General features: G+C 50.6%; 16 protein-coding genes and 1 pseudogene. 9 read left to right on the top strand and 8 right to left on the bottom strand.

The features are described 5' to 3' along the window. The first annotated feature begins 53 nt into the window (after positions 1–53). From ACWIZX_RS13075 to ppgK, 5 genes are read left to right on the top strand one after another with little or no spacing between them, the layout of a single operon-like run. On the top strand, positions 54–632 hold the full coding sequence (locus ACWIZX_RS13075; protein ID WP_322794548.1) for a pseudouridine synthase: 579 nt from the start codon (positions 54–56) through the stop codon (positions 630–632). A 35-nt stretch (positions 633–667) separates the two neighbouring features. Then, positions 668–2,164, top strand: a complete 1,497-nt coding sequence (locus tag ACWIZX_RS13070) for a baseplate J/gp47 family protein (protein WP_448336085.1) — start codon at positions 668–670, stop codon at positions 2,162–2,164. Beyond that, a complete protein-coding gene (ruvX, locus tag ACWIZX_RS13065; RefSeq protein WP_322794546.1) occupies positions 2,161–2,610 on the top strand; it encodes a Holliday junction resolvase RuvX in 450 nt (149 codons plus the stop codon). Before ACWIZX_RS13070 ends, ruvX begins: the two co-directional genes overlap by 4 nt. A gap of 2 nt (positions 2,611–2,612) precedes the next feature. Further along, entirely contained in the window at positions 2,613–3,755 is a 1,143-nt protein-coding gene (gene mltG, locus ACWIZX_RS13060) for an endolytic transglycosylase MltG (protein WP_448336084.1), read from the top strand. Positions 3,756–3,776: 21 nt separating this feature from the next. Continuing rightward, a complete protein-coding gene (gene ppgK, locus ACWIZX_RS13055) occupies positions 3,777–4,517 on the top strand; it encodes a polyphosphate--glucose phosphotransferase (protein ID WP_448336083.1) in 741 nt (246 codons plus the stop codon). A gap of 2 nt (positions 4,518–4,519) precedes the next feature. Here ppgK and ACWIZX_RS13050 read toward each other — a convergent pair whose 3' ends face one another. Further along, positions 4,520–5,977, bottom strand: a complete 1,458-nt coding sequence (locus ACWIZX_RS13050) for an aspartate ammonia-lyase (protein ID WP_448336082.1) — start codon at positions 5,975–5,977, stop codon at positions 4,520–4,522. 360 nt (positions 5,978–6,337) lie between these two features. After that, a pseudogene (locus tag ACWIZX_RS13045) lies at positions 6,338–6,547 on the bottom strand (4Fe-4S dicluster domain-containing protein); the annotation flags it as partial. Between the two features lie 240 nt (positions 6,548–6,787). Here ACWIZX_RS13045 and ACWIZX_RS13040 point away from each other — a divergent pair. Then, positions 6,788–7,726: a DMT family transporter gene (locus tag ACWIZX_RS13040; protein ID WP_322794541.1), complete on the top strand. Its 939-nt coding sequence runs from the start codon at positions 6,788–6,790 to the stop codon at positions 7,724–7,726. Between the two features lie 142 nt (positions 7,727–7,868). Here the strand turns inward: ACWIZX_RS13040 and malQ are convergent, their stop codons facing one another. Genes malQ through ACWIZX_RS13015 form a run of 5 tightly spaced genes read right to left on the bottom strand, consistent with a single transcriptional unit; the run spans position 7,869 to position 15,313 of the window. Then, complete coding sequence (gene malQ, locus ACWIZX_RS13035; protein ID WP_448336081.1) at positions 7,869–9,407, bottom strand: 4-alpha-glucanotransferase; 1,539 nt, start codon at positions 9,405–9,407, stop codon at positions 7,869–7,871. Continuing rightward, a complete protein-coding gene (gene glgC, locus ACWIZX_RS13030; protein ID WP_448336080.1) occupies positions 9,397–10,653 on the bottom strand; it encodes a glucose-1-phosphate adenylyltransferase in 1,257 nt (418 codons plus the stop codon). The genes malQ and glgC overlap by 11 nt, the downstream gene beginning before the upstream one ends. Beyond that, positions 10,650–12,131 carry a glycogen synthase gene (locus ACWIZX_RS13025; RefSeq protein WP_322794038.1) on the bottom strand — a complete coding sequence of 494 codons (1,482 nt, stop codon included), beginning with the start codon at positions 12,129–12,131 and terminating at the stop codon, positions 10,650–10,652. Before ACWIZX_RS13025 ends, glgC begins: the two co-directional genes overlap by 4 nt. 33 nt (positions 12,132–12,164) lie before the next feature. Further along, positions 12,165–14,144 carry an amidohydrolase family protein gene (locus ACWIZX_RS13020; RefSeq protein WP_448336079.1) on the bottom strand — a complete coding sequence of 660 codons (1,980 nt, stop codon included), beginning with the start codon at positions 14,142–14,144 and terminating at the stop codon, positions 12,165–12,167. Further along, positions 14,141–15,313, bottom strand: coding sequence for a competence/damage-inducible protein A (locus ACWIZX_RS13015; protein ID WP_448336078.1), 1,173 nt, complete (start codon positions 15,311–15,313; stop codon positions 14,141–14,143). Before ACWIZX_RS13015 ends, ACWIZX_RS13020 begins: the two co-directional genes overlap by 4 nt. Positions 15,314–15,459: 146 nt before the next feature. Here ACWIZX_RS13015 and ACWIZX_RS13010 point away from each other — a divergent pair, with 146 nt between their 5' ends. Both ACWIZX_RS13010 and miaA read left to right on the top strand, forming a co-directional pair. Next, the gene (locus ACWIZX_RS13010) at positions 15,460–15,822 is read left to right on the top strand and encodes a YraN family protein (RefSeq protein ID WP_322791539.1); all 363 of its coding nucleotides are present in this window, start codon (positions 15,460–15,462) and stop codon (positions 15,820–15,822) included. Continuing rightward, positions 15,809–16,747, top strand: a complete 939-nt coding sequence (gene miaA / locus ACWIZX_RS13005; protein WP_448336077.1) for a tRNA (adenosine(37)-N6)-dimethylallyltransferase MiaA — start codon at positions 15,809–15,811, stop codon at positions 16,745–16,747. Before ACWIZX_RS13010 ends, miaA begins: the two co-directional genes overlap by 14 nt. 6 nt (positions 16,748–16,753) lie before the next feature. On the opposite strand, the gene ftsH is transcribed toward miaA, so the two are convergent. Continuing rightward, complete coding sequence (ftsH, locus tag ACWIZX_RS13000; RefSeq protein WP_322791541.1) at positions 16,754–18,613, bottom strand: ATP-dependent zinc metalloprotease FtsH; 1,860 nt, start codon at positions 18,611–18,613, stop codon at positions 16,754–16,756. A gap of 199 nt (positions 18,614–18,812) precedes the next feature. Between ftsH and ACWIZX_RS12995 the strand changes: the two genes are divergently transcribed. Then, a complete protein-coding gene (locus tag ACWIZX_RS12995; protein ID WP_448336076.1) occupies positions 18,813–19,727 on the top strand; it encodes a hypothetical protein in 915 nt (304 codons plus the stop codon). Positions 19,728–19,729 lie beyond the last annotated feature (2 nt).

Genomic DNA, 19,729 nt, shown 5'->3' with positions numbered 1-19,729 from the left:
ATTGATTATAATCGGAATCACTCTGCTGGTTGTATAAATCGAACTAAATTTCGATGAGAGCGATTGCGTTTTTCAAACCCTACGGTGTGCTGACTGCCTTTCAGGATTCTGAGGGTCGTCCAACCCTGAAACAATATATACCCATCCCGGAGGTTTATCCTGCCGGACGTCTGGATTTGGACAGTGAAGGATTGTTGATTCTCAGTGACGAGGGGCGTTTGATTCACTTTTTGACCGATCCCCGACACCGCATTCCGAAAACTTATCTGGTACAGGTGGAAGGGAAGGTTACTGAGGAAGCACTGGCTGCTTTGCAAAGAGGGGTAATGGTTAAGGGCAAAAAGACCCGGCGGTGCGATGCGCTGATGATCCCAGAGCCCAACCTCCCGCCGCGCAGTAAGCCAATCACACCTCATGGAGAAACCAGCTGGTTGAGATTGGTGCTGCAGGAAGGACGCAAAAGACAAATCCGGCACATGACGGCTGCGGTGGGTTTTCCCACCCTCCGGCTGGTGAGGGTAGCAATTGGGCCAGTTACGCTGGAGGGCTTGCAACCGGGGGAATGGCGGGATTTGGGGGCTGAGGAAATTCGGCGGTTGTGGGAGTACGGTCAGCCCACCCGACGTGTATAATTACCATAAATCCATTCCCGTTGTTTGTGTTCTTAATGAAAACCCAAATCATTCGTCTGGAAACCCATGATGACTACATCTCGATTCGCGACAAGATGTCCTGGAGCAAAGCGAGGCGTATTCTGCTGGTGCTTCCCCGCCGCCGCCCGCCGTTACTCCAACGCCTGGATTTGATTCTGCTGCAAAGACAGGCGCAAGCTCTGGGTGGTCAGGTTGGTCTGGTAACACAGGATCAAGACCTTATCCTGGAGGCGAAGGAACTGGGGATCGCCGCTTTTCCGACGATACCGGCTGCCCAAAGGATGACATGGCAGCCTTCAACCCGCAGGCGGAGGCTGCTACGGTATCGTAAAACTCAGAAAGCCAATCCTGACGCACTTCGTCGGTTATTGGATGAAACGCGTCACCGCCCGGAAAAGAATTGGGTGAGGTTGGTGTTCTTTTTATTGGGGCTGAGCAGTTTTCTCAGCCTGATGTTGTTTTTCCTCCCTTCTGCAACCATTTCCCTCGATCCCTATCAGGAAGAACAAACTATCGAGATGCAAATTCGGGCAAGCCCGCAAATTGAGGTGGTATCTCCTTCTGGTTTGCTGCCTGTCGAGGTGTTCAGGGTCAAGGTGCAGGGAACTCTTTCGGCAGATGCCAGTGGCGTTCAGCAGGTTGGCGACCAAAAAGCAAGCGGTACGGTCATTTTGACCAATTTGACCGATGGGGTGGTTTCTGTCCCCCAGGGTACAATCCTTCGGACTTTGAATGAGCCTTTCATTCGATTTGAAACTACCCGGAACGTCACCATACCGGCCGGTAACGGGCAAAGCCGTGAAGTGGCCGTGCGGGCGTTGGCTGCCGGAAGTCAGGGAAATGTTCCACCTCGGGCATTGGGTACGGTGGAAGGAAACCTTGGGTTGGCAGTGGCCGTGGAAAATCCGCAGGCGGTGTTTGGCGGTAGCGACCGGCAGGGCAGGGTGGTCAGCGAAGCAGATGCAGCACGCGTATATGACACCTTGATCACCTCACTTGCGGAAGATGCCTTGCAGGAATTGCAAAATGCGATCCCGCCTGGAAAAACCCTGCTGCCGGAAACGCTGGTCATTCACCAGGTGATTGAAAAAGTTTATCAGCCGGGAATTGGAGAACTGGCAGATCGGTTTGTCCTCAATATGCAGGTGGAATTTGAGGGGTGGGCTTATGATCAGGCTCATCTGGATCGCATCCTGAATGACGCAATGAACGCTAACCTGCCAGAGGGTATGGCTGCTGTAGAAGAAACCTATCAAATCCATGACCGCAGGGTGAAAAACTTTATTGAGGGAGAATCCATAGAATTCACAATCGAAGCTTCCCGATGGATTGAAGAGAAGATTGAAGCGGCGCAGTTAACGGCAGCAATTCGTGGGTTGCCGCTGGAAAATGCCCTCACATTGATTCAACAGCAGTTCCGTCTTGCCAGCTTACCCGAAATCATCGTGCGTCCGGGGTGGTGGTCGCGTTTGCCTTTTCTTACTTTTCGCATGGCTGTGGAGGAACGATGAGCCTTGAACGAGGGCGGGTGCTGGCCGTTGATCCGGGTGAAAAGCGAATCGGACTGGCCATATCGGACCCAACCGGAACCATTGCGAATCCGCTGTTGGTGCTAAAGCATGTTTCACGCATAGCAGATGCAGCCAATATCGTTCAGATTGCTCAAGAATGGGGGGTTGTTGAAATCGTGATTGGGCAGGCAGTGGAACTGGATGGTATGCCGGGCGTAATGGGAAGAAAAGCTCAACGGTTGGCTGAAGCGATTCGCTCGCAAACTGAAATTCCTGTGATCTTATGGGATGAAAGTGGCAGCACCCAAACTGCCCGCAACGCCCGAAAGAAAATGGGCGTCAAACAAAGCCAGCGGCGCGGCCACATGGATGATCTGGCGGCTGCTGTCATATTACAATCCTACCTGAATAGTCGTGATTCCATTTTTCCAGTAGAAGAAGGATGAGCATGGCAAAATCAAAGCGCGGAGGCCTTTCGTTTGGATGTTTTTTGTTGCTGCTGATCAGTTTGATGGGCATGGTTGCTTTGGGCTGGATGCTGGTGCAAATCCCTGTCCTGGCGGAGCAGCGTTTTGGTTATGCCAGTTCAAAATTAGATGTTTTTGATCGTTACTGGTATTCTCTGAAGTTGTTGTTGAAATATGCGGAGCTGACAACTCCGCTGGAACCTCAGGCAACACCTCGCCCGTTTGTCATTCAACGCGGGGAAACGGCTGAGCAGGTTGCCATTCGACTGCAACGCGAAGGTCTTATCCGCGATTATGAAGCTTTTCGAGATTACATGGTTTACTCCGGATTGGACACGGCAATTCAGGCAGGAGAGTATGAAATCAGTCCGGCGTGGAACGCGATTGAAATCGGGCATCAATTGCTGGATGCTACCCCGGATCAGATAACTTTTGTGATTCTGGCAGGCTGGCGGGTTGAGGAAATCGCTGCATCTCTGCCGACATCGGGGCTGCAAATTACACCCGAGGAGTTCCTTCAATTTGTGCGCAATCCCCCCTCCGAATGGCATCCGGCTGGCAGGGATTCGACCGGCATGAGTCTGGAAGGTTATCTTTTTCCCGGTGAATACCGCTTCAGGCGGGATGCAAGTGTTCGCGAGGTGGTTGCTGCCTTTTTGGATCGCTTCAATGAGCAGGTGGATGCTAACCTTCGTGAGGGTTTCTCCCGGCAGGGCTTAACATTACATGAAGCCGTTACGCTGGCTTCCATCGTCCACCGCGAGGGAGTGGTCGAAGAGGAAAGGCCAATGATTGCTTCGGTGTTCTATAATCGCTTGAGAGCCGGCATGAAACTGGATGCTGATCCAACCGTTCAATACGCATTGGGATATAATTCAATTCAACAGACGTGGTGGACAAATCCGCTTAGCCGCGATGATTTGATGGTCAATTCACCTTACAATACTTATCAAAATACCGGTTTACCGCCTGCCCCAATTTGTAATCCCTCGTTGAGTGCATTTCAGGCGGTGGCTTATCCCGCGGATTCGCCTTACTTTTACTTCCGCGCTCGATGTGATGGTTCAAGGAAACATTCCTTTGCAAAGACATTTGAAGAGCACTTGCAAAATGCGTGTCCATAACTGACAGGGAAGGAGAGCAAAATGGAGATTTTAGGGATTGACATTGGCGGATCTGGTATCAAGGGAGCTGTAGTTGACCCGGTAACCGGTTCATTGCTGACCGAGCGCAAACGGCTGCCAACCCCGGAAGGTGCAAAACCCGAAGACGTTGCCCAAACTTGTGCCGAACTTGTTCACCAGTTTGGCTATGAGGGGGTCATTGGCTGTGGCTTTCCTGCCCCTATTTTGCAAGGAATCGCAATGATGGCTGCTAACATTCATCCCAGTTGGATTGGAACGAATGTCAACGAACTGCTGACCCAGTACACCGGTTGCCGTACTTTCACCTTGAATGATGCCGATGCTGCCGGTATTGCCGAAATGAAATTTGGAGCCGGTAAAGATGTGAAAGGGGTTGTGCTGGTAATCACTCTTGGGACGGGAATAGGTACGGCCATTTTTACCGATGGCATTTTGGTGCCGAATGCTGAGTTTGGACATCTCAAGATCCGTGGAAAAGATGCTGAGTGGCGGGCTTCAGATGCGGCGCGGCAGCGAAAAGGCCTGTCATGGAAAAAATATGCCAAACGGCTGCAGGAATTCTTAAGTGAGATGGAAAGACTCTTCTGGCCGGAATTGATCATTATCGGCGGCGGCCTGAGTAAAAATGTGGAAAAATTCCTGCCCTATATTTCTACCAGAGCAAAAATAACACCGGCATTGTTCTTGAACAATGCCGGTATTGTGGGATCTGCGGTGTACGCCAGCCAAAAGATTGAATAGGTTTATCCGCCACCGCCTCCGCCGCCGAACAATCCACCTTCAGTCAATTTGCGCATATCGCTGAACACAGCGCGGATTTCTTCTTCGCTCAGCGGTTGACCGGTATCTTTGTGTTTTAATGCGCCTTCGCGCACTTTTTCGAGCGCAACCTCTTGTACGGTTAAATCGCGGCTAAGCGCTTCTTTGACTAGGGCGGCGCCTGCTAGATAGCCAATAATCGGATTCAGGGCGGTGACCACAATCGTATTGCGCGCCAGCCAGCCTTCGGCTTTGGCGCGGTTGGCTTTTATGCCCACGACGCATTTATCTGTAAATGCGCTGATTGCACCAATCATCACGTGCATCATTTCAAATAAGTCATGGGCGATGATCGGCATCATCACATTCAATTCCAGCTGTCCAGCCTGAGAGGCCAATGCCACAGCGGTATCCAACCCGATAATATGATACATTGCCATGTTCAACATTTCGGCCAGGACGGGGTTTACTTTCCCGGGCATGATAGAAGAGCCCGGTTGAACCGGCGGCAGCCGAATTTCATCCAGACCTGTTGCCGGTCCCGAAGAGAGCAGACGCAGATCATTGGCGATGCGGGTGAGGGTCAACGCCAGGGTACGCAAAGAAGCCGAGAAGTCGGCCATATCGGCCATGGATTGCATGGATTCAAACAAATTGTCGGAAGTATACAGTTTGAGGCCGGAAACCCGCGAAAGCACTTCCACCATGCGGGCATGGTATTCTGGATGGGCGTTCAAACCAGTACCGGTAGCCGTGCCGCCAATCCCTAAACGGCGCAGTCCCTCGGCGGCGCGTTCGATTCGTTCGCGGTCGCGTTCCACAGCCCGGGCATATGCCCCAAATTCCTGACCCAGGCGGACCGGCACAGCATCCTGCAAGTGTGTACGTCCAGATTTGACGATGTCATCAAATTCAATGGCTTTATCTTTTAACGCTTCCACCAATTTTTGAATGATGAAGGTTAATTCATCCAGCCGCCACAAACAACCCAGACGAATTGCTGTTGGGATGGTATCGTTGGTGGACTGGGACATGTTGACATGGTCATTGGGGTGAACCCGATATTCGCCAATTGAACCGCCTAAAATTTGAGTGGCGCGGTTGGCGATGACCTCATTCGTATTCATGTTGTGGCTGGTTCCGGCACCGGCTTGAAAAGGATCTACAACGAATTGATCATTCCATTGACCGGCCATAATCTCCTCGCCAGCCTGAATGATGGCGTTGGCACGTTGTTCGTCCAATAGACCCACCGCATGGTTCACTTCAGCGGCAGCGCGTTTGATTAATGCCATTGACCAGATAAAAGCGCGGTAGGGCCGCATACCGGACACTGGAAAATTGAGGACAGCCCGCTGGGTCTGGGCGCCGTACAGGGCATTTGCCGGCACCATTACTTCTCCCAGTGAGTCTCTTTCGATGCGCACGTTTTCTTGGGTCATTGACTTTCTTTACCTCCTTTGGCTGATTTTTTACAAAAAAACAGGGTTGTTGAATCAGTGGTAAAAGAAACTTGTGTTTTCACCGGTGAGAATATATCGCTCACCGGTAATTTTCTTCATTCCACCGATAACAACCCTGAAGGGAAAATCTGGTAAAGACTAGCCAGCCGCGCTGTAGCCGGGGCCTTCCTTGAAGTACTCGTAATTTTTGGGGATATCTGGGGTCAGATCAACCACCTCTCCGGGCTTGAGGGTGCGGGTGGCTTCCAGATGAACCGGCTCGCCATCGTGGTTTACACCGTCATAAACCTCCGTGAAGCCGGGAGTGCCAACCGGCATGGATTGTCGTTCACCGCCGCGGGCGACATAGGCTGAGGGAACTTCATCTTCGGGGAATATAGCCGCATACGGACACTCCGGCACACATGCACCGCAATCAATGCAGGTATCCGGGTCTATGTAAAACCATGGGTATTGTTCTTGCGGTTTTCCCGGCACAATACACTCCACCGGGCAGACAGTCACGCAGCCGCCATCGCGCAGACACAGGCTTGTAATAATATGGGTCATTGGAACCTCCGTTTGGTTGAAATAGAGTTGGATCAGAATGCAAAAGGGAAACTTAATGGTTGGGTGAAAATGAATTGCTTGATTACATACTGATAAAATGCTGAAAATTGAAAAGCTCCAGACACCTCCCCGCAATTATTTGTTTGGTTTTTTGACCGGTTTTGTAGTAATGGGATAAAGTTATTCTAGCCAGCCGATACCCGTTTGTCAAGCATTCCTCTGGGATATAATAGGGTGATTATGTCCTCACCACAGAAATCATACCGTTTCGCTTCCGCCATCCTGGTGATTGGCATATTGGCGGTTTCAACCGCTGCTATTTTTATCCGTTATGCCCAACAGGATGCGCCTTCTCTGATCATTGCGGCTTACCGGTTGGGGCTGGCCAGTTTGATTTTACTGCCATTTTCATTCCGGCAGGCGCAGCGGGACGTGATTGCCCTGCCTGCAAGTGGTAAGTTACAGGCACTCCTGGCGGGTGTTTTTCTTGCCGTTCATTTTGCCGCATGGATTGTCTCATTGGAACTGACCAGTGTTGCCAGTTCGGTTGTCCTGGTTACAACCACACCTCTGTGGGTTGCCATTTTTTCTCCTTTGTTCCTCAAAGAGCGGATGATAAAGGAAGTCTGGTGGGGGCTGGGTCTGGCGCTTATCGGAGGAGTGGTGGTGGCTGCCAGTCAGGTCTGTGTTTGGGAAGAGAGCCGGCTGGTTTGTGCCTCGCTGAGCTCGTTTTTTCAGGGCAAAGCGTTGCTTGGGAATCTGCTCGCGTTGATGGGGGCATGGATGGCAGCCGGCTACCTGCTGGTAGGACGGAAGATCCGACCCTTGATTTCGTTGCGGTCGTATACTTTACTGGTTTATTCAACAGCTGCGGTGGTATTGATCGTTCTGGCTGCGCTGAATGGTTACTCGTTCACCGGCTATCCTCTGTCAGTTTTTGGATGGTTTCTCTTACTGGCCATCATCCCACAGGTGATTGGGCATTCATCTTTCAACTGGGCGTTGCGGTATTTACCGGCAACTTTTGTCTCTCTTGCTTTGTTGGGTGAACCTGTTGGGGCGACGATTCTGGCAATGATTTTCCTTCGAGAAACGCCGTTGCTAAATGAAGTGATTGGCGGGGGAATGATTTTGAGCGGCATTTACCTTGCTTCCCTTGCCAATCGTGAGAATTCTTGAATTGATTATTTATCTGACAGGCGCAAGTCCATGCTCAGGTTTTATGATAGGTTGCAAAGCCTTTTTGGCCTTTCCAAATTCACCTGACTAATTCAGGGCAGGTGCGGGTTGGTGGGTTACACAAAAGAGATACAGCCTGGCTTTATAAAGGATAATCGGCTGGTATTTCAGATTCTGAAGTACGTTCGATATCCATTCGGGCGTACAGGTAATTGACCTCTTTGAGCCGTTTAAGAATTGTCGGGGTATAGGCTTCGGGGTGTAACCTCCAACCCCAGTTACCACTGGCTCTGCCGGGCAGGTTCATACGGGCTTCATTTCCCAAACTCAGCACATCCTGCATGGGGGCCAGGGCAAAAACTGAAACCGAAGACCACACAGCGCGAATCATATCCCAGGCAATGTCCTCGCCAGAACGGGCGAGATAGCGGCGGATGAAATCGCGTTCTTTTTCCGGTGCGCTTTGATACCAGCCCAGGGCGGTATCATTGTCATGGGTGCCGGTGTAGGCCACACAATTGGTTTCGTAATTATGCGGCAGGAATGGGTCCAGCGGGTCGGTCGTGAAGGCAAATTGGAAGACCTTCATACCGGGCAGGGCAAACGAATCGCGCAGTTCCACCACATCCGGGGTAATTACGCCAAGGTCCTCAGCGATGATTGGCAGGTCGCCCAGCGCTTCTCGAAAGGCATGGAATAGTTCGGCTCCTGGGCCCTTGACCCAGCGACCGATTTCCGCCGTTGGCATGCCGAAGGGTACTTCCCAATAACCCGCAAAACCGCGAAAATGATCCAGTCTCACAATATCCACCAGCCGCAAGGTGGCCTGCATTCGTCGTATCCACCAGCGGAAGTTCTGCTGGCGGTGCACCTCCCACTTGTAGAGAGGATTCCCCCATAACTGACCGGTGGGAGAGAAGTAATCCGGCGGGACACCGGCAACAACGGTTGGTTTGCTTTCTTCATCGAGGTAAAACAATTCCGGGTTTGACCAGGCATCTGCGCTATCGTAAGCCACGAAGATGGGGATATCTCCGATGATTTGAATGTTCTTTTGATTGGCGTATGCCTTCAAATCCAGCCACTGGCGGAAAAATAAAAACTGGCGGAAGGCATGCCGTTGAACGCGGTCTGCTTCGGTCTTTTGGAATTGCTCGATTGCCGCCGGCTGGCGAGTGCGCAGTTCTTTGGGCCAGTTATCCCATGAAACGCCTCCATTGGCTTCTTTGATTGCCATGAAGAGAGCAAAATCGTCCAGCCAATCAGCCTCATGTTCCATGAAATGATGATATTCATCATGAAGCTTGGAATCGTTTTGGCGCTTGAAGTTATCATAAGCGCGGTCAAGAATTTTTAATTTCCAGTTGATGGCTTCACCATAATCAATCCGAATCGGATTAAATTCCGGGCGGTCGGTCAGGTCGCTTCGCCTCAAGAGACCCTCTTCCAACAGCAGAGCCGGACTCACCAGATATGGATTACCGGCAAACGCCGAGAAGCACTGATAAGGAGAGTCGCCGTAACCGGTTGGCCCAAGCGGCAGTACCTGCCACAGCTTACAACCGGATTCAGCAAGAAAATTGATCCAGCGGTACGCCTCAGGTCCAAGATCTCCGATTCCATCTGGACCCGGTAAACTCGTTGGATGAAGGATGATTCCCGCGGCGCGTTTAAATTTCATTGGGTAATCTCCGTGTTTGAATGAATTCTCCGGGTTTTACCTCGTTCCCCGTATAATCCGATGATACCACATCCGTCCCAACCGTACTACCGGCGTGAATGATTGTGCCGTCCGGCACAATACTGTTTCTTCCAATCATCGCAAATTCCAAATGGTCGTCCGTTTTTTCGCCGATCTGGCAATTTTTGCCGACTTGAATCCGTTTATCCAGTATGGAGCGCAAAATGCGGGTGTTTTGATCCACAATCGTATCGGTGAGGATGATCGAATCTTCGATATGGCAGCCTGAACGGACAACGACTCCCGGAGAGAGTACGGAACGGATGATGGAAGCTCCTTTTTCGATCAGGCAGCCGTGACAAATGAGGCTGTCTTCAATTGTCGTCCCTCGCTGGAGCATAGCGGGAGGTCTTTCCTCTGTGCGGGTGTGGATGATCCAATCCGGGCGGTAAAGGTTGAAGGCAGGAGGATCACACAAGAGATCCATGTGTGCCTGCCAGTAGGATTGCACGGTTCCAACATCCATCCAATAGCCCTGATAGCGGTAGGCAAATACCCGATGGCCGGTTTCGACCAGACGGGGAAGAATGTTTTTGCCAAAGTCATGTTGCGAATCCTGCCTCAAGTGATCTTCCCACAGGGCTTCATTGAGGGTATCCAGATTAAATAAGTAAATACCCATGTTAGCCAGTGTGGAAGGAGGTTTTTCCGGCTTTTCAACGAAAGAAGTAATGCGGTTATTTTCATCTGTGCCCACAATGCCAAAACGAGGTGCTTCTTCGAGCGGCACATCCATCACGGCAACTGTCACCTCAGCCTGATTTTGCTGATGAAACTGAATCATCGGATTGTAATCCATGGTGTAAATATGATCACCAGAAAGGATCAAAATGGTATCTATGTTGCCGCGTTTGATAAACGTGAAGTTTTGTTGAACCGCATCCGCAGTGCCAACAAACCAGCTTGAACCACGCGCGCGGTATGGCGTGAGAATCCTGACACCTCCCGTAAAATCGCGGTTCAAGTCCCATGGGCCGCCAGCGCCAATATGTTCGATCAGTGAATGCGGACGGTATTGGGCAACCAGCATTACATCGAACAGGCGTGAATTTACACAATTGGAAAGGGGAAAATCAATGATGCGGTACTTTCCGGCATAGGGGACGGCCGGTTTGGTGCGTTTTGCAGTCAGAATACTGAGACGTGTACCTTCTCCACCGGCAAGTATCAGACTACGGATTTTCATTTGCTTTGCTCCGTCAGTTCAAGGTATATTTTGGCGTACTCGATGGCTGATTTTTCCCATGAAAAGTCCTGCTGCATGCCGTTGCGCTGAATTTTGCGCCAGACCTCTGTGTTGGGATAAAGGTTCAATGCCCTTTCCAGCGCAGCCGTAAAGGCCTGGGGTGAGGCCTCCTCGAATAAAAAGCCGGTAGACTGGTCAGGATCATCATGATCTTGAATGGTGTCTTTCAAGCCACCGGTGGCGCGTGCCAGTGGGACACAACCATAGCGCATCGCGATCATCTGCGCCAGCCCACAGGGTTCATAGCGCGAGGGCATCAAGAGAATATCTCCAGAGGCATACATGCGGCGGGCGAACCCGGCATCGAAGCGGATGACAGCGCGGACACGCTCTGGGAATTCGGCTTCCAGACTACGGCAATCACTTTCCAGTAATGGGTCGCCGGTACCCAGTAAAACTAATTGCCAGTTTTGGGCTGCCATTTGGCGCAGCCCGGCAATAGCGAGGTCTATTCCTTTTTGTTGATCCAGCCGGCTGATGATAATCAGCAAGGGAGTATCGGCTTCGACGGGCAGGCTTAAGTCCTCCTGAAGGGTCTTCTTATTCAGGGAGCGTCGTTCCAGTGTCTCAGGTGAATAATGCTCGATGAGTGCCGGGTCAGTTTGGGGGTTCCAAGATTCCTGATCCAAACCGTTCAAAATCCCTGATATCGAAGATCGCCGTGTTTTCAGGAATTCTTGCAAGCCGCAGCCAAATTCGGGAGTCAAAATTTCTTCCGCATAACCCGGAGAAACGGCAATGATGCGATCGGCTGCCAGCAAACCCAGCGGCAGGGGAAACAGGGTTGCCCACCTGGGCAGTCGTTTGTCTTTCGCACGGGGAATGCCGTACTTAATCAGCGCTTCTTCAGCGTCTTTGCCCATAAAAGGCAGGTTGTGGATACTGAGGATTTTGCGGATGTTTTGAAACTCAGGTTGGTTCTTTTGGCGGATTTGCAAGGCGTAAAGGCTGGCAGCTGTATGCCAGTCGTTGGCATGAAGGATATCTGGCTTCCAATCGAGATGTTTCATCATTTCCAATACTGCAAGGGAAAAGAAAACATACTTTTCTCCGTCCAGTGCAGCGTCACTGCTATAAACCGGCATATCCGGCAGAATCGGAGGCCCTTCAATGAGATAGACGGGCAGCCCATTGACTTCGGTGAGAAAGGCTTTCGCAGGCAGATCTTCACCGGGATGGTCAACCAAAAAAGAGGCAACAAAACGCGGTTCGCGCACTTTGTGCTTGATTTCCTCATGAAAAGGCAGGACCAGACGAACATCCAGTTGCGGACCTGTCCAAACAGGAGAGTTCAATTGGCGCAAAGCAGGGGGAAGCGAACCGGCTACATCTCCCAGTCCTCCCACCTTGACCAGCGGGGCAGCTTCTGATGCCAGAAACAACACATTGATGGTTGATTTATTGGCCTGTTTTGTCATTCTGGGCCGTCCTTTTTGAGATTATCGGGATGATCATGCTTTGACCAGTTCGATGTAGTCCTGAGAAATGGTTTGCTGAGGTGATGCACCTAATTTTTCCAAAATTTCAACCACCAGCCGGGATTTTAATTCAGCATCTTTACGGCTCCATGTGCGGCTCTTAATTTCCAGGAAATTCCCCAGTTCGGGTTTTTGCACATGATCAAGGTTGATGAAAAACTCCGTGTCTTGATAGCGCACCAGATAGCGCAGTCGTTCTTTCTCAATTTCGGTTTCACTGATGGGTTTAAAGTATTCACGGTAAAAGCGCAAACTCTGCGTTGCGGTGGCTAAATAACGGCTACGGGAGAGCAAAACTTTTTGGGGAAAAGAGTATTCGCGGGTGGGTCCGAGCAAAGTCAGACGCGTGCGCACCCGGTTGACTTCCCCGGTGGGTGAAATGAAGTGATCCTCGCGGTAACGCAGGCGCGAATCTTCCGGAGGTGGAAAGTTGAAATACACATCGTACTCACGGTAATGGCGGGTGCGTAAAATTTCAAAGGGTGGATCGGTGAGCCGATCTTGAATGAGGGCGATTTGCTCGACCGGAACTTTGACCTGAACTTCAAAACTCTCTTCCTCTTCGGTGGCTTCCCCTAAGGCGAGAAGTTTGGAAAGGAGCGATTTCTCACGCTGAATGAGGAAGATATCAATACGCTTAGCATAATCCTCGGCCCCTTTCAGCAATTCTTCTTCATTTACTGTGAGCAGATTGTGATCGCGCATCAGCCATTGCCCATTGACCATCACATCGCTTACATCCATCGCTTTGGCAGCATACACGATTTGAGAATAAATGCCCTGAGGATCTCGCTGAAAGCGGGGTGAGTTGTGCACTGGGGCAAGGTCGAGAACGATCAAATCGGCGCGTTTACCGGCTTTGATTGAACCGGTCAAATGATCCACGTGCAAAGCTTTGGCTCCATTACAGGTTGCCATTGCCAGGGTAGCCAAAGCCGGAAGGGCAGTGGGATCGCCGGTAGAACCTTTTGCCAGAAATGAGGCGAGGCGCATCTCTTCAAACATATCAAGGTCATTGTTAGAAGCCGGCCCATCGGTGCCGATGCCAACGTTCAAACCCAACTCCAGCATCTTTTTGACCGGCGCAATACCGGAAGCCAGTTTTAGATTTGAAGACGGATTGTGAGCAATGCCGGTGTTATAGTGCTGAAAGGTGCGCATTTCACCTTCATCCACGTGGACGCAATGGGCTGCGATCACTTTAGCCTCCAGTAATCCCAGTTTCTTTACATACGGGATCACCGGCATTCCCTGTTCCCGGCGCATGTTTTCGACCTCTTGGGCTGATTCGGAAAGATGGATGTGAAGCGGTACATCCATTTCAATCGCCAGTTGGGCGCAGGCACGCAGAATTTCATCTGTGCAGGTGTAGGGGGCATGCGGTGCTACCGCCGGGATGATCAGTGAATGATTCTTCCAGCGCTGAATGTAATCGCGGGCATAGGCAAGCGATTCTTCGTAGGATTGAGCATCCGGGGTTGGAAATTTCAGCACGGTTTGACCACAAATGCCGCGCAGGCCGGCCTGAGCGGTGGCTTTTGCAATATCCTCTTCAAAGTAATACATATCCGCAAAGGTTGTTACACCCCCGCGGATCATCTCGGCACAGGCTAAACCGGTACCCAGGCGCACAAAGTCGGGAGAAACGAATTCCCTTTCGACTGGCATCATATAGCCCAGCAGCCAGACATCCAGCCGCAGATCGTCAGCCAGGCCGCGCAGCAAGGTCATGGGTACATGGGTGTGAGCATTGATCAGACCCGGCATGAGGATTTTGCCGCGACAATCTACCACCTGATTGGCAAAATACTGCTGGATGATTTCATTTTGTTGACCGGCAGCCAAAATGGTTTCTCCGCGGATCGCAACTGCACCGGGTTCATAGAGATTAAATTGCTCGTCCATCGTTACGACGACGGCATTCTTAAGAATGAGATCGGCTGAAATTGTCATAAATTATTTTCTCCGGTTAGGCTTGAAGGCAGATGTCGGCGCACAAATTCCAGCGAAGTTCGTAAAGCCCACAACCCGGCCAGGGGCGGTGGTCCACCGTAGGAGCGGGTTGTTTCGTCAATTCCCTGCGGAGTGCGCAGGTAAAGGGTCAAATCCTGCTGTTGTTCTCCTCGCTTCAGGCTGGCAATTAAAGCCAGGCGGCTCTGTAAAAATTCTGGCTTTTGTTGAAGGCTTTCGATGAGTGTTTGTTGTTCCGTGTAGGGTAAAAAGATCAGAGTTTCGGGGTTTGAAAGGACGGTTTCGAGCCGTTTTTTAACTTCTTCGGGAAAACCGGCAGCGGCTATAAAAATTTCCCAATTTAACGCCCGGAGTTTTTCGGCAACCACCTGCTCCAATTTTTGTTGATCAACTCCAAAGATTGCAAACCCCATCCGCTGGTAAACCTGACGGATTGTTTTTTGAATCATCCGGTCAGCCTCTTCAATCGAAGCGGCTTTGGCGGTGATGCGGATATCCACCTGACCGGGATGTGCCAGCAATCCAACAGTGGGATTGGATTGTCTTTCTAAATCCGCCAGCCATTCGTCCACCTGAGATTCGCCAACTCCGGCAGCGTGTAAAACCGTTGCACGGATTACTTCGCGCAAATCATACCGGGAACGCAGTAATGGAATTATGGATTGGGTGAGAATGGTTTCCATTTCACTGGGCACACCCGGCAGACAGATTATTATTTTATCCAGCCATGGATAATAAAATGCTGGAGCGGTTCCAACCGGATTGGGAATGGCAACCGCTCCGTCGGGCAGATATGCCTGCCGGCGGTTATTTTCGGTGGGCAGGCGGTTATAACGACGAAAACGCTCCTGAATTTGCTCCCATAAATCAGGGTGGAAGACTAGTTCGCTTTGGGTGGCAAGCGCAACAGCTTCGCGAGTGGGGTCATCTACGGTTGGACCCAAACCGCCAGTGGTAATTACAATTTGGGCACGGGAGAGCGATTCGCGGATGGCTTCGGCAATCCGGACGGCATTATCTCCCACAATCATGGTGCGATAAATATCCACACCAAAATCGCGCAGGGTACGGGCAATGAAGGCGGTGTTGGTGTCATGGGATTCACCCAGCAACAATTCGGTACCGATGGCAATGATTTCAGCAGCAGTCATGGGTTTGGTTTTTTTGGTTAAAATATGAGGAAGTGATTAAACCTTTCTCAAAGTTTAGCACAAAACTGCGTTCTGACAAAACCTGAACCATTTCTGTTCAATGCTCTTTGGTAAAAGGCAACCCATTTCAATCATTCGAGGAATATGTGAAAAATTATCGTCAACAATTCGGTTCGTGGGGTGAGGCAGTGGCTGCCGCTCGAATCACGGATGCAGGATATGAATTAATTGGACAGAATGTTCGCACTCCCTACGGGGAAATTGACTTGATTGCCCGATATGGAGAAGTCATAGTTTTCTTTGAGGTAAAGACTCGCAGCACAGATGACTTTGGGCCCCCGGAAGATGCTCTTGATACGAAAAAAAAGGAACACCTGATTAATGCTGCCTCATTTTTTGTTCAAGAAAAAAATATTAACGGTGATTGGCGGGTGGACTTAATCGCAATCCGCGGCAGATTGGGTCAAGCAGACCCGGAAATCGAGTGGTTTGAAAATGTCATCGGCTGAAGGCATGCCCCGTTTGATTGTCATCGTAGGACCAACAGCGGTTGGAAAAACCGAAACAGCCATCCAGCTGGCACAGCAATTTGAGGGAGAAATTGTATCTGCAGACTCGCGGCTGTTCTACCGTGGTATGGACATTGGCACTGCCAAACCCACCCAAACTGAGCGGCAGCGCGTGCCGCATCATTTAATAGACGTTGCCGAGCCAAACGAAGTGTGGAGTCTGGGGGTTTTCAAAAGCGCAGCTAAACAGGTGATTGCTGATATTCAAGCCCGCGGTAAGCTGCCTTTTCTGGTAGGTGGGACAGGTCAATACATCACGGCATTAATTGAGGATTGGTCTGTACCGGCGCAACAGCCGGATGCCCGGCTGAGGCAGGTTTTGGAATGCTGGGCGAGGGAAATCGGCCATGAGAGTATTCATCACAAACTGGCGATTCTGGATTTCCAGGCTGCCTCTGCCATAGACCCGCGCAACCTTCGCCGAACGATTCGCGCCCTGGAGGTGATTCTTAAGACCGGCCAGCGTTTTTCGGAGCAGCGTCAAAAAGGAGAGTCACCATACAGGGTATTAAAGATCGGTTTAAAAAGGCCGCGGCAGGAGCTTTATCAACGCATTGACCAACGCCTTGATCAAATGCTGGCAGCCGGACTGGTGGATGAAGTCAGGCAATTATTGGAGCGGGGATTGCAACCTCATTCACCGGTTTTTTCGACCATTGGATACCGTGAAGTTGTGGCTTACCTGCACGGAAAGCTAACCATGGATGAGGCAATCGCGTTAATAAAAAAGAATAGCCGTCAATTCGTTCGCCGGCAGGCTAACTGGTTTAAAGAAAACGATCCGAAAATTCACTGGTTTGAAATGAACGAAAAAACCACCCGCGAAATTTCGGAGCTGATTCGCGGGTGGTTGGTGGAAGTCTAAAGCGGTTTAGTTATTCGATGCCAGAGCTGGCACACCACTGCGCTTGGGAACCGGCGGCGGAAAGATGCGTTCAAATTCCTCGCGGGAGATGGTTTCAACTTCCAGCAAGCGCTGAGCCACCGCATCCAGTTTATCGCGATACTCGATCAGGATCTGGCGGGCTTGCTGGTAGGCATCGTTGACCAGACGGCGAACCTCGGCATCAATTTGCTCAGCGACTGCTTCGGAGTAATCGCGCTGTTCGGAGATTTCGCGCCCCAGAAAGATTAATTCCTCTTTCTGTCCATAAACCATCGGCCCCATCTCGCGGCTCATTCCCAAACGGGTGACCATCGTACGGGCTATTTGGGTTACGCGCTCAATGTCATTGCCAGCTCCGGAGGTAATATCGTCAAAGACGATTTCCTCAGCAGCGCGCCCGCCCAGCAAACCGACCATTTGAGCAATGAGTTTCTTGCGCGGCATAATCGTCCGATCTTCAGTTGGCAGGGCTATGGTATAGCCGCCAGCCATTCCCCGAGCGATAATCGTAACCTTTTGGACGGGGTCATGATCCGGCAGAGCGTTCATCACTACGGCATGTCCGGCTTCGTGGTAGGCAATAATGCGTTTTTCTTCATCACTGATCAGGCGGCTCTTGCGTTCCGGGCCGGCGATCACGCGCTCGATGGCTTCTTCAAATTCTGACTGAGAAATACTCTTTTTATTCCGCCGGGCAGCAAGAATGGCTGCTTCGTTGACCAGGTTTTCCAAATCGGCACCGACAAAACCGGGAGTTGCCCGCGCAAGAATGCTCAGGTCCACATTGGGTTCAAGCGGCTTGCCTTTGACATGCACCTTGAGGATGGCTTCGCGTCCGCGAACATCCGGGCGGTCCAATACAACCCGCCGATCGAAACGGCCGGGGCGCAGTAAAGCTGGATCGAGGATGTCGGGACGGTTGGTGGCGGCCATGATGATGATGTTGGTGTCGGTATCAAAGCCGTCCATTTCAACCAGCATCTGATTGAGGGTTTGTTCGCGCTCGTCATGGCTGCCGCCCAAGCCAGCACCACGTTGGCGTCCAACGGCATCAATTTCATCCACAAAGACAATACAAGGGGAGTGGCGCTTGGCCTGATCGAACAGGTCGCGCACACGGCTTGCACCAACACCCACAAACATTTCCACAAATTCCGAACCAGAGATGGAGAAGAAAGGAACACCAGCTTCTCCTGAAACCGCTTTTGCCAGCAATGTTTTACCCGTGCCGGGAGGTCCGACCAGCAGCACACCTTTTGGAATGCGCGCGCCTAACTGGATGAACTTTTGGGGTTCACGCAAAAATTCGACAACTTCTTTCAATTCTTCTTTGGCTTCTTCCACACCAGCGACATCTGCAAACGTGACCGTTGGATGATCCCCGGTAAACATACGTGCGCGTGATTTTCCAAAGGACATGGCGGCATTATTGCTGCCCTGAGCCTGTCGGAAGATAAAGAAGAAGGCACCGATTAAGATCAGAAACGGTAAGATGTAACCGAGGGCGGTCAATACACCTACCCAGGCGCTGGGTGGTTTGATGATGATTTTGATTCGTTCAGGATGCAGCTGTTCCTGGGTTACCCCTAAATTAAGCAGTTGTTCAACCAGAGTTGCAGAAGGCTCTTTGGTGGAGAGCGCTTCGCTCAGGTCTTTGTAGGTAATTTTCAGGCGGTTGTCATCCTCTTCAATTTTTGTAACCCGCTGATTCTTGATATCTTCAGCCAGTTGGTTAATTGAAACTTCGGAGGTGCTGCCCCGCTGGCTGAAGCTGTACATCACCATGGCGATGATGGCCACAAATAGCAGCAGGTAGACAACATAAGATTGGTTGCGAGAGCTCACATAAACCTCCATGTTATTAATGAAACCCATCCGGGCGAATTGCCTTTATTGTTGGTATGAATTATACCAATCTATCAATACCCCTGCCAGTCTATGAATAAGGATTAGGGTGGTTCTTATACAACTCCTATGTTGACGGAATGATTATCCCTGTCTATACTGGAAGTAGTGCCATGGAATTGATTTTTGGAGGTGAGAGATGAGTGACCAGCCTGATTCTTCTGCTTTTAAGCCCCTTGACGAACGAATTGAAGAAGGCAATACAGAAGAAAATGAACACGTTCTCCCGGAAGATCGTCCAATGCGGGCAGTTTTTCCTGTTCTTGAAAGTGAAAGAGAAAAAGTGGTAACGAAAGGCAATGAGTTCATCACGCCGGAGCGAATTCAAGCCTTGCATGAACGTGCCAGTCATGCGCTTGAAAGAATTAAAGCAGAAGTTAACAAAATCGAATTAGCCGGTCAGTTGTTTGACAAAATCGAACGAGCACGACAACTCCTTTTTGAAGCAGAAGAAAATTTTGAAGAGGGTGAGCGTTTGATTGTTGAAGTTGAACACCGATTGGATTTTATTGCGCGGGTCAAACAGGCTTCTCGGACGGTTGGTTTGCGTCTGTTTGGCTATGAACTGTTTGTTTTCCTCATGTTGATTGCGGTGTTTGTCATCACCAATATTGAACCGCAGGCTTCTCAGATCAATCGAGTAAGTCCGTTTGCTTCGGTCAATCTGGTGCAGTTTATCAATACGCTGTTATGGGGTGGTTTTGGGGGTGTGGTTGGCGCATTGTACGCTTTGTGGAAACACATCGCTGCTGAGCAGGATTTTGATCCACAATATGCTTTGTGGTACATTACCAATCCATTGCTGGGAATTGCGTTAGGAGCATTTGTTTTTCTGGTTTTTCAGGCCGGGTTCTTTTCTCTGACCGCAGGAATAGAAGAAAATGTCACCATTCGCTCAGCCCTGGTCATCTATGTGTTTGCGTGGGTGAGCGGCTTCAAGCAAAATGTGGTTTATGAAATTGTCCGCCGAATTTTGGATGTCTTTCGAGTTGAATTGGGCGGAAAGACAGAAGAAACACAAAAACCCGGTTCGGCTGAGGAAGAAAGAAAATAAAA

This window comes from Bellilinea sp. (assembly GCF_053501535.1).
Note: the sequence above shows the minus strand (reverse complement) of the source record. Positions and strands in the feature narration are given on the sequence as shown.